Annotated in this window: 6 protein-coding genes; 1 reads left to right on the top strand and 5 read right to left on the bottom strand. The window is 39.4% G+C overall.

From position 1 onward, the window contains the following. Positions 1–292: 292 nt before the first annotated feature. Both PN471_RS12345 and PN471_RS12340 read right to left on the bottom strand, forming a co-directional pair. A complete protein-coding gene (locus PN471_RS12345) occupies positions 293–1,684 on the bottom strand; it encodes a UDP-glucose dehydrogenase family protein (protein WP_271777090.1) in 1,392 nt (463 codons plus the stop codon). Between the two features lie 75 nt (positions 1,685–1,759). After that, positions 1,760–2,692 carry a UDP-glucuronic acid decarboxylase family protein gene (locus PN471_RS12340; protein ID WP_271777089.1) on the bottom strand — a complete coding sequence of 311 codons (933 nt, stop codon included), beginning with the start codon at positions 2,690–2,692 and terminating at the stop codon, positions 1,760–1,762. Between the two features lie 420 nt (positions 2,693–3,112). On the opposite strand from PN471_RS12340, the gene PN471_RS12335 reads away from it, so the two are divergent. Beyond that, on the top strand, positions 3,113–4,609 hold the full coding sequence (locus PN471_RS12335) for an acyl-CoA synthetase (protein ID WP_271777088.1): 1,497 nt from the start codon (positions 3,113–3,115) through the stop codon (positions 4,607–4,609). A 36-nt stretch (positions 4,610–4,645) separates the two neighbouring features. On the opposite strand, the gene PN471_RS12330 is transcribed toward PN471_RS12335, so the two are convergent. The 3 genes from PN471_RS12330 to PN471_RS12320 form a co-directional block, all read right to left on the bottom strand. Then, positions 4,646–4,843: a hypothetical protein gene (locus tag PN471_RS12330; RefSeq protein WP_271777087.1), complete on the bottom strand. Its 198-nt coding sequence runs from the start codon at positions 4,841–4,843 to the stop codon at positions 4,646–4,648. 201 nt (positions 4,844–5,044) lie between these two features. After that, positions 5,045–5,956 (bottom strand): Bpu10I family restriction endonuclease, encoded by a 912-nt coding sequence (locus tag PN471_RS12325; RefSeq protein WP_271777086.1) that lies wholly within the window; start codon positions 5,954–5,956, stop codon positions 5,045–5,047. Beyond that, positions 5,949–7,172, bottom strand: coding sequence for a TRM11 family SAM-dependent methyltransferase (locus tag PN471_RS12320; protein ID WP_271777085.1), 1,224 nt, complete (start codon positions 7,170–7,172; stop codon positions 5,949–5,951). Before PN471_RS12320 ends, PN471_RS12325 begins: the two co-directional genes overlap by 8 nt. Positions 7,173–7,869 lie beyond the last annotated feature (697 nt).

Below are 7,869 nucleotides of genomic sequence, written 5' to 3'. Positions count from 1 at the left end.
CACTTTATCACACCATTTCGCTTTTAATGCTATTTATTCTCATTAAGCATCTTAATTTTTGAATTGACTTTAGTTATTATGTACTACTTTAAGGGCTTTTTTGATCTGTGACAGTTTGGGGTGCGGAATGTGGGTTTTATAGCAGAAGTCAGGATGTAGGGGCGCAGGGCCTGCGCCTAGTCAGGAGTATGGCTAACGCCACGCTATGCCTTCGGCACACTACGTGAACGCTATCAGGAGTCAAGAAGAAGAAGAAGAAGAAAGAAATTTCTCCCCTGCTCCCCTTCCTCCCCTACCTCCCCACCCCTACATACTGGAATCCAGCCTTGATCATGGTTTGGGGATCAAGGAAATTACGACCATCAATCATGACCGCGTGGTTCATTAATTTTGCCATTTTCCCATAGTCCAAAGTGCTGAACTGTTGCCACTCTGTGACAAGTACCAAAGCATCACAGCCATCGGCTAGTCTTTCCGCATCGGTTTCTACTAATACACCAGAAAGACCATGACGCATTCCTGTTTGAGAAATGATGGGGTCGTAAGCTTTGACTTTTGCCCCCAGTCGGTTAAGTTGTTCAATCAACATGAGTGCCGGTGCGTCCCGTAAATCGTCCGTATCTGGTTTGAAGGTTAAACCGAGTAGTCCCACAGTTTTACCTTTGAGGATTTTTAAAGCTTGTTGGAGTTTTTCTAGGGCGATGAGGCGTTGACGTTCGTTAACACTGACAGCAGCTTTCATAAGTTGGGCCTCATAGCCATAATCATCGGCGGTGTGAATGAGAGCAGAAACGTCTTTGGGGAAACATGAACCACCCCAACCAATACCAGCTTGTAAGAACTTGCTACCAATGCGGGAATCTAAACCAATGCCTTTTGCTACTTGGGTAACATCCGCACCAACGCGATCGCATATATTCGCAACTTCATTAATAAAACTAATCTTGGTGGCTAAAAAGGCATTAGCCGCATATTTGATCATTTCTGCGGAACTGAGGTCTGTCACCAAAACTGGAACAGGGGGTAAAGATTGATCAGCAGCAAATTTGCGTTCTATAATAGGCGCATATAGTTCTTTCATCATGCCTGTGGCTTGTTGACTGTTACCGCCCAATACAATCCGGTCAGGGTTAAAGGTATCATAAACTGCTGAACCTTCCCGCAGAAACTCTGGATTACTGACTACATCAAACTGGTGAGCAATCTCCGATAATCTCTCGTCACTAGTTGTATCACCAGATGCCAATAATGTTTTTTGACGTTCTGCAATCCCATCCACAACAATCATTCTTACCCAGTCGCCAGAACCAATAGGAACAGTAGATTTGTTGACAATGACCTTATAACCACCATTGAGATTTTCGCCAATACCACGAGCTACAGCTTCTACGTAGCGAGTATCACTTTCACCATTGGGCAAAGGGGGAGTTCCCACAGCAATAAAGAGGATTTCTCCATGATGAACACCAGCAGCGAGATCACTAGAAAATTGAATATTGCCACTATTAATAGCCGATTGCATAATTTCCGAAAGTCCTGGCTCAAAAATCGGTGACTGCCCAGACTTCATTAATTTTACTTTTTCTTCGTTATTATCTATGCAAATTACATCATGTCCAATATGAGCTAAACAAGCACCTGTTACTAAACCAACATAACCAGTACCAATTACGCAAACACGCATTTTTAAAACCCCTGTTTTTTATAGTTGTCAGTTGTTAGTCATTACTAATGACCAATGACTAATGAATAATGATTGCTAAACCTGTTGGAAACGTTGACGGAAATCTTCAATCATCAGGTTTAAACCGTCTTTCAGAGGAATGGTAGGTTCCCAATCTAACAAAGTCTGTGCCTTGGTAATATCAGGACGACGACGACGGGGATCATCAGCAGGTAGGGGTTCAAATTTAATTTCTGCATCTGGGTTAATTAAGTTTTGCACCGTCTGAGCAAGTTCTAAAATGGTATACTCATCGGGATTACCCAAATTTATGGGTCCTGTATGCTCACCATTCATTAATCGCATTAGCCCATTGACTAAATCGGAAACATAACAAAAGCTCCGGGTTTGTTGACCTTCACCATAAACAGTTAAAGGAACGCCTCGTAATGCTTGCGCCACGAAATTGCTGACTACGCGCCCATCGTTTTCCAACATTCTCGGTCCATAAGTGTTGAATATCCTGGCGACGCGAATCTCGACTTTATTCTCTCTGTAGTAGTCAAATGCCAGGGTTTCAGCCATTCTTTTACCCTCGTCATAACATGAACGAATGCCAATGGGATTGACGCTGCCTCGATAATCTTCAGTCTGGGGATGAATTTCTGGATCTCCGTAAACTTCGCTGGTAGAAGCTAATAAAAATCTGGCTTTAACCCGTTTAGCCAAACCCAACATATTGAGTGTACCAATAACGTTGGTTTTAACAGTTTTAATAGGGTTATACTGGTAATGCACAGGGGACGCTGGACAAGCCAGATGATAAACTTGATCCACTTCTAGGCGAATTGGCTCGGTGATGTCGTGACGGATCATTTCAAAGTTAGGATGATCTAACCATTGGAGGAGATTATGTTTCTTTCCTGTGTAAAAATTGTCCAAACAAATGACTTCATGACCATCATTCATGAGTCGGTCAATCAGATGAGAACCAATAAAACCAGCGCCGCCTGTCACTAAAATTCTCATATTTTTCCTTCTGCTAATATTTACTTTTAGTATCCACTTCATGCTGTTTTATATTACCCACATTGGCGACAAAAAAGCATATTTATCTTCAGAATTTTTGTGCATGGCTTTTAAGTTGGATGTTGATTGCTTGCCAGATATTCTCTAATGAATAGGTTTATTTTGGGAAGGTTTTATCAAATCTTCAAGGAAAGAATACAGTTTTTTAATTGAAGTTAAATATTTAATACCTAAGTATCATAAATCTTTATTGATGCAACTGCAAGAGGTATCAACAATAATTAACGCGCTGACTAATGGATTATTGTACCCAATGCCACTAAAAATTTCTATGAAAAATATTCTCAAAGATAGGTAGAATTTACATATTGACACAAGTTGTCTAGTTGGAAGCAACCATAAATAAATTGGTAAACAAAAGTGAATTTCCCTTTGATTACTCGTGCTGAAAAGCATAACGAGAAAACAGCAATTGTTATAGGTGAAGAAGTATTTAGCTATGGGGATTTGCTCGACATCTCTGGTCTAATTGCTACAGGTCTGCTTAAGGATACAGAAGACTTACAAGAACAGAGAGTTGCTTTTCTTATCCCCCCTGGGTTTGAGTATGTGGCTACTCAGTGGGGAATTTGGCGGGCTGGGGGCATAGCTGTACCACTGTGTGTTTCTCACCCCCGTCCAGAATTGGAGTATGTGATTACTAATTCGGGAGCATCAATTATTGTTGCCCATCCCCAATTTGAGGATATACTACTATCGCTTGCTACTGAAAAAAATTTGCGCTTTATTCTCACCTCAGTAACACTCCCAGATCATGTTACTACCCTACCAAATATAGATGTTCAAAGACGGGCATTAATTCTCTATACCAGTGGGACAACAGGCAAACCCAAGGGTGTGGTGATAACTCATGACAATATTCAAGCTCAAGTAACTAGCTTAGTTACTGCTTGGGAATGGACATCAGATGACCGTATTCTCAATATACTACCATTACACCATATTCATGGGATTATCAACGTCCTAACCTGTGCTTTATGGGTTGGGGCGGAATGCCACATATTAAGTAAATTTGATGCTGAAACTGTGTGGAATCAAATTTGTGAGGGTAACTTAACCCTATTTATGGCAGTACCAACAATTTATGTAAAATTGATTGCTGCTTGGGAAAATGCTACTCAGGAACGTCAAAAAATCATGACCGCAGGGTGTAAAAAAATGCGTCTGATGGTTTCTGGTTCAGCAGCTTTACCAGTACAAGTATTAGCAAATTGGCAGAATATTAGCGGTCATTTCCTATTGGAACGCTATGGAATGACGGAAATTGGTATGGCACTATCCAACTCTTTACATGGTCAACGATATGCAGGATATGTGGGTCAACCTTTACCGGAAGTTGAAGTTAGATTAGTAGATGAGAGTGGAGAATTAGTGCCACCGGGAATACCAGGAGAAATTCAAGTTAAAAGTCCTGGAGTGTTTTTAGAATATTGGCAAAACTCCCAAGCAACAGAAAAGGCATTTAGAGATGGGTGGTTTGGGACTGGAGATACGGCCATAGTCGAGAATAACAACTATCGTATTTTAGGACGAATGAGCGTTGATATCATTAAAACAGGAGGGTATAAGGTTTCAGCTTTAGAAATTGAAGAAGTGTTAAGAACCCATCCAGATATTCAAGAATGTGCAGTCGTTGGGGTGACAGATTTAGAATGGGGTGAGCGAGTTTGTGCGGCGTTAGTATTACTACCACAACGCCAATTGACATTAGAATCTTTGCGGAGTTGGGCAAAGGAGCAATTAGCAGTTTATAAGATTCCCACTCGCATTTTGATAGTTGATGAATTACCCCGTAATGCTATGGGGAAAGTGACTAAACCGCTGGTTGTTGAACTATTTTGCTCATCTTCAGGCTAGAGTTTAGTCTATCATGCGGTTGGATGCAGTAATTGATTATGCCTCATTGTTTGGTAGATAGTCATCGCGACTGATATCACTCATCACTTCTTCAAGTGGTCGGCGCTGTCTGGCGAGTTCTTTGAGTCTTAAGCTAAGGATAACATTGATTTTTTGACGCTCATCAAATACGGCTGATTCATAAACCTTTGCGGCTTCTGCATCAACATAAATTTTAATCTCTTTAACTTCCATCGGTTTTAGACTCCAAAGAAAACTCCAAGGGTATTGCTACCTTACCTCATTATATCTAAAAGCCCGATCGCTCCCAATTTAGTACGATGAGCGATCGCTTACAGCATTGCTACGCGATCGCCATTAGATTGAAATAACCTGAATTTTCGTAAACTCTAAAACTTTTTGTTGCTTTTCAGGTGCGCGTTCTCGCCAGGAGGATTAAAAATGCCCTTGATTGAGAACATTTTCCATTGATGGGCTTGTATCATCAATTAGAGCCTGGATCTTGTCAATCATCCTTTGAAATACATCGGCATAATATTTAGAGGAATCCAAAAAATCTACGTATTCCGGTCTATGGATCTGCCTTTCTTCTGGTGTTCGATACTCCTGACGAATATTGGAAGACATACGCTTTGTTTTTCGCACGATTAAAACATCATCAATTTGAGTCGAAATAATTGACACTGGTGTCATATCAAGGAATTCGCAGATCAGAAAGTATAAAGATCCAGGAACAGCAACTTTTAAGTCTCTGCTTGTCGCTACTGCTTCCTGAAACATAGTTTTGTCTAAATTTGTTTTGCATTCCGCGCAAACATATCCAAGATGTGACTCGATCAATTTGTGATCTTGAAAATCTGGATCGAATGATGACTTCAGATATAACTTCTTGCCAAGTATAAAATCCTGATCTTTGGTTCTAATAATTGGTTCACCACCTTGACCAGGGTTTCCAAGAGAGGATAAGAAACTAAGCCCAGAAAATGTATTTCTTGGTCCTAATTCAAAAGCATTATCTATTCCCCTCAAACTACGGAAAACCACTTGCGGCAAGAATTCTTCTAAAATAGTGTTGTCTAGCTTTAGCTGTCCTTTCTGTCTATATAAAAAATTGTCTGAGCTATCAAAAATCAAATCAAGTTCAATAAAACGCTTGTATCGGTTCGTAGCTTCGACTAACTTTTCTACTGTATCTGCTTGACCATGCTCAATAGATTCCAACTCTGAAATCCATTGATGATACTTCCTAACAGCTTCTTCTAGTCTTTCTCTGTCAGATTCAGGTAGCCGACGATTGTTAAGACACGCAGTTAGCTTTGTGTAGTGAGGGCGAGAAAGTTCAGGCATAGGTTAGACTGGCTAGATTAGCAACTTGGCAAGGTTGGTCAATATAAAACTTTTTATCTAAAGTTGGAGTTCTGCCAATATCTTCAACTTTATTGATTGCATCTTCTAATGATTTGAGATTTTTTGAGGATACCAAAGGAAGACCGCTTTTCAAAACATCGAATGCTACCTCTCTCGCAACTTGCTCAACTGTGTCCTTGCAATTCTTGTTATTTAAATTTGAAAAATTGATCAGGTCTTCCCTGATAATTTTCCCGAACTTATTCTTGAACTCTCTCTTTTGCCTTAAAGTTTTATTGAAAAGATTAGCCCTTAATCCAATTTTTTCGATGATGTCAGCATTATAAAAAGGCACTCCAAGGACATTAGATTCATGTCCGACCACGAATACAATGCGAGCTTCATTTTTGCTCACTCTGGAAAGCTCTTGCATAGTATCAGCCATATCCAAGCAGTATTGAATTACTGTGTAAAATCGGTTGCCTCTGTTTGCCCTGTTAGATCCAATTTCTGACTTAGCTATCTTTAATAAGTCCCACCCTAATATTTCAGCTGATCTACGGTAATTTTGATGATAATTAAATACATTTATATAGGGTGGAGACGTGACTACAAAATCTATCTGATCATTTTTCAATGGCAGAGATCGAGCATCTGATAGACTTACATTTATTTGCTTCTTAGAGTAGGGAAGCTTTTCAATCAAACTTGCTAAATCGGCAAATTTTGATTGTATAGATTCATTAGTTACTTTATTGTTTGCAACATCAAGTAGAATCACCAAAGCATCAAATATTTTTGCTGTTTCTTTATCTAGCTCATTTCTAATTTCTTTCAACTTCACTGGCAGATTTTGTACTTCACTGCCATTTTCAAAAATTCTGAAAGGAAATTCCTTATCTATTAAACTTCTAATAGTATTGACAGATTTCTTCTTTTCGATATCATTGATAAATTCATAGGTTTTACTGAGAATCCAAGCGGCTGGATTAATTTCAAAGCCATATGCTTCAAATTCCAAAATACCAGCTTCTAGCAAAACAGTTCCACTACCTGCAAAAGGATCAAGAATGACTGAATTAGATAGGCAATATGCATTTAATATAACTTCAACAAGTTGCGGTGAAAACTGACCGCGCCAAGCAAATAGATTAGATCTAGTTTTCTCGACGATATCAAGTTTTTCTTTGGGGATGGGTTTATCAAACTCTTTCAATTCCTAACCTTCCTCTGTTTATCAGCGTATCTTCGTAAACTCATCAATTTAGTTGAACATTTTTGGAACTATCACTCGCCATTATAACATAGAGATTTGGATATTTGGCGTTGCTACATTGAACATGAAATTGGAAAATTCACAATTTCAAACTTCAAAATACAACGCCAAATATTTATTTACTTCTTCGGTGGATTTGGTGGACACCAGAAGAGGTTTTTACTCGAAACTCCCAACGATTCTAAAATACCTTTCATCACATCTGTACAGTGCGATCGCTGATCCCGTAGGGTGAGTTAATGCAATGTAACGCACCTTATGTATGTTTATTTACTGATTTTCGGTGCGTTACGCTGTTGATAACCCACCCTAGGTTTTTGTCATGGTTGATAGCCTTTCCTTTGGTTGCTCACACATCGATCAACCTAATTCTGTATAAACAGGGGGACTTTGACTCTATTTCCCCCCTTAAAAAGGGGGGGTTAGCGGGGATCTGTAAGTACCTAAAATCACAACCTAAAACTTTTCAAACAACCTCTTAAAGTTAGTTAAAGAAATTAGGACTTACGCATTGACAGGATCAACCAAATATGAGGTATGGGTTTCGGGCATTTTAACGTGATTTTTTGATGATTTTTGAGCGCTCGCTATTGAGCAGAAGTTAATCACCAAAAGCCTGAAACGAGGGATTTTCGTT

Source organism: Aphanizomenon sp. CS-733/32, from assembly GCF_028330045.1.
Lineage (GTDB): Bacteria > Cyanobacteriota > Cyanobacteriia > Cyanobacteriales > Nostocaceae > Dolichospermum > Dolichospermum gracile.
Note: the sequence above shows the minus strand (reverse complement) of the source record. Positions and strands in the feature narration are given on the sequence as shown.